This is a genomic window from Ectobacillus sp., from assembly GCF_056992975.1.
Genome location: NZ_JBXKMX010000073.1, coordinates 1 through 3,287, shown reverse-complemented (window position 1 = coordinate 3,287; position 3,287 = coordinate 1). Strand labels below are relative to the sequence as shown.

General features: G+C 37.8%; 3 protein-coding genes and 1 rRNA gene. All 4 read right to left on the bottom strand.

The genetic code is table 11. The features are described 5' to 3' along the window. Positions 1-68 (bottom strand): 16S ribosomal RNA (locus AC11ZT_RS03610); the annotation flags it as partial. A gap of 365 nt (positions 69-433) precedes the next feature. Further along, the gene (lysS, locus tag AC11ZT_RS03605) at positions 434-1,915 is read right to left on the bottom strand and encodes a lysine--tRNA ligase (RefSeq protein ID WP_484058296.1); all 1,482 of its coding nucleotides are present in this window, start codon (positions 1,913-1,915) and stop codon (positions 434-436) included. 126 nt (positions 1,916-2,041) lie between these two features. Then, on the bottom strand, positions 2,042-3,040 hold the full coding sequence (gene dusB / locus AC11ZT_RS03600; RefSeq protein WP_484058295.1) for a tRNA dihydrouridine synthase DusB: 999 nt from the start codon (positions 3,038-3,040) through the stop codon (positions 2,042-2,044). Positions 3,041-3,060: 20 nt separating this feature from the next. Further along, positions 3,061-3,267 (bottom strand): helix-turn-helix domain-containing protein, encoded by a 207-nt coding sequence (locus AC11ZT_RS03595; RefSeq protein ID WP_484058297.1) that lies wholly within the window; start codon positions 3,265-3,267, stop codon positions 3,061-3,063. Positions 3,268-3,287 lie beyond the last annotated feature (20 nt).

The window sequence follows — 3,287 nt, the reverse complement described above, 5'->3', positions numbered from 1 at the left end:
CGCTCGACTTGCATGTATTAGGCACGCCGCCAGCGTTCATCCTGAGCCAGGATCAAACTCTCCATAAAAGTTAAAGTTTGTCTAAGCTTAAAAAATAAAACTGACGTTTCATGTTTTGTTTAGTTTTCAAAGAACTCGTCATCGCTCAAAAGCGACTTTAATATAATATCATGTGAATCAAAAGCTGTCAATAACTTTTTAATTTTTAAATTAACTTTCGTCAGTGACAACGCATATAAATATACCAGTTAGAAAAAAATAAAGCAACTGTTTTTTTTGATTTTTTTAGTCTTTCTATATCCTATCTATTCAAGTACACATAAATATGATGTCATCTCCTCCTGCATTGCCCATAAAAAAATAGGCTGTCATGCAGCAAACTGCACGACAGCCTATTAAATTGATCAAATGAATTCATGCTTTATCAGGCTTCTTATTTATGACGCATAAGCGGGAATAAAAGAACATCACGAATAGATGGTGAGTTGGTTAATAACATTACTAGACGATCGATACCTATACCTAGACCACCCGTAGGAGGCATACCATATTCTAATGCTTCGATATAATCTTCGTCCATCATATGTGCTTCATCATTACCTTGTTCACGTTCTTGTAATTGAGCTTCAAAACGTTGCTTTTGATCAATTGGATCATTGAGCTCTGTAAACGCATTGGCATGCTCACGCGCTACAATAAATAGCTCGAAACGATCTGTGAAACGAGGATCTTCCGCATTTTTCTTTGCAAGAGGTGAAATTTCTACAGGGTGACCAAAAATAAATGTAGGTTGAATTAACTTTTCTTCTACTTTTTGTTCAAAGAATTCATTAATAATATGTCCTACTGACATCGTGTCTTTAATTTCGATATGATGCTCGTTTGCCAATTGACGGGCTTCTTCTACACTCATTGGTTTCCAGAAGTCAGCACCTGTATATTCTTTAATTGCATCAACCATATGAAGTCGTTTCCACTTAGGTTCTAAATCAACCTCGTATTCTCCATAAGTAATTTTTGTAGTACCAATTACTTCTCTTGCAATGTGTGCAATCATATTTTCTGTTAGTTTCATAATATCTTCAAAATCTGCATATGCTTCATACAATTCTAGCATTGTGAATTCGGGGTTATGACGTGTTGATATTCCTTCATTACGGAATACACGACCAATTTCATATACTTTTTCAAGGCCGCCAACAATTAGGCGTTTTAAATGTAATTCAATTGCAATACGCATAAATAAATCCATATCAAGCGCATTATGATGTGTAATAAATGGACGTGCTGACGCACCGCCCGCAATCGCATGCATCATTGGTGTTTCCACTTCTAAATAACCAGAATCATCTAAGTATCTTCTCATAGAACGAATGATCTTACTGCGTGATACGAATGTTTCACGGCTTTCCATACTTGTAATTAAATCTAAATATCTTTGACGATATCGTTGTTCGATGTCTTTTAAACCATGATATTTGTCTGGAAGCGGACGAAGAGATTTTGCCAGTAACGTAAAGCCAGTAACTTTGACAGATAACTCTCCTGTTTTTGTACGGAATACAGTTCCGTGTATTCCGACGAGATCTCCTAAATCTGCTGTACGGAATAATTCATAGGCTTCTTCCCCAATTACATCTTTGCGAACGTAAATTTGCATTTGTCCATTTAAATCTTGAATATGAGCAAAGCCAACCTTTCCCTTTCCTCGCTTTGTCATAATCCGTCCTGCAATAGAAACAGGTATGTCTTTTTCATGTAAGTCTTCTTCTGAAAATTCACCGTACAATTCTACTAGTTGTTTGGAAGAATGTGTTCGTTCAAATCGCTTTCCAAATGGATCTATTCCGCTATCAAACAGGTTTTGCAGTTTTTCTCTGCGTACCTGTAACTGGTCATTTAACTCTTCACTCATAAAATCAACTCCAGCTCTATGAAATTTTGCAATACTTATAGTATAACACTTTCTAATCCACTAGAAAAACTGTCAGCTTCCACTGACAGTTTTTCTTCTTCAACTTTACACGTGCTCCTGTGAATGTCAACCAACTTGAATAGAATTCTCTTTCTCTTCAGCTCTATCAGCAAATTGCGTAAGCAAGGACACAAGTTCATCACGTGTATTGCATTCATTTACTGCATTGCGAACTACTGCATTTCCGCGAATTCCCTTTAAATACCAAGCAGCATGTTTTCGCATTTCCTTCACTGCTATTGTTTCATTTTTAAGTGCGATAAGACGATCTAAATGTAGAAGACATACGTCAATTTTTTCGCGAATCCCTGGCTCTTCTATCAATTTTCCCGTTTCTAAATACTGAACCGTACGATAAATCATCCATGGATTTCCAAGTGCTGCACGTCCAATCATAACCCCGTCTACACCAATTTCATCCAGCATACGCTTTGCATCTTGCGGAGTTTCGACATCTCCGTTTCCGATAACCGGAATATTGACCGCTTGTTTCACTTGTTTGATAATATCCCAATTCGATTTACCTTCGTACATTTGAGCACGCGTACGACCATGAACAGCTACCGCTTGTCCGCCTGCCCGTTCGACAGCAAGTGCATTTTCAACCGCAAGAATATGCTCACTATCCCATCCAATGCGCATCTTAACTGTTACCGGTATGTTAACTGCATCTACAACGGCCGCTACCATCTCATATACTTTATTCGGATCTAATAGCCATTTTGCACCGGCATCACATTTTGTAATTTTAGGTACTGGACAACCCATATTAATATCTATAATATCTGCATCCGTATGTGATTCTACAAATTTAGCCGCTTCAACAAGATTTTCCTTTTCTCCGCCAAAAATTTGTAAGCTAAGCGGTTTCTCACGTTCATCCATATATAACATGTTCATTGTTTTTTCATTTTTATAAAGTACAGCCTTGTCACTCACCATTTCTGCACAAACAAGACCAGCCCCAAATTCTTTTACAGTAAGACGAAAAGCAGAATTGCACACTCCGGCCATAGGTGCCAACACTACCGGATTTTTCATTTCGATATTCCCAATCTTAAGCAACGTATATCCCTCCCTTTCCTTTAATCCTTAGGTGATAATTCTTCTATGGAAACGTTCAAAGTATGTGATACATTTACAAGAAAGTCTTCTGAAGGAGTTCGATTGCCACGCTCAATTTCACCTAAAATAGATACTGACAATCCCAATTGTTTAGCGAAGCTTTCTTGCGTATAACCCTTCAGCTTTCGAAAAGCGCGAATACGTCTTCCCCATTTTTCTGCTTCCATACCCTTACTCCCTCTTGCCT

Bases quoted from the DNA above. Each gene is read 5' to 3' on its own strand.
- AC11ZT_RS03595 (WP_484058297.1), bottom strand. From the start codon at position 3,267: ATGGAAGCAGAAAAATGGGGAAGACGTATTCGCGCTTTTCGAAAGCTG.
- lysS (WP_484058296.1), bottom strand. From the start codon at position 1,915: ATGAGTGAAGAGTTAAATGACCAGTTACAGGTACGCAGAGAAAAACTG.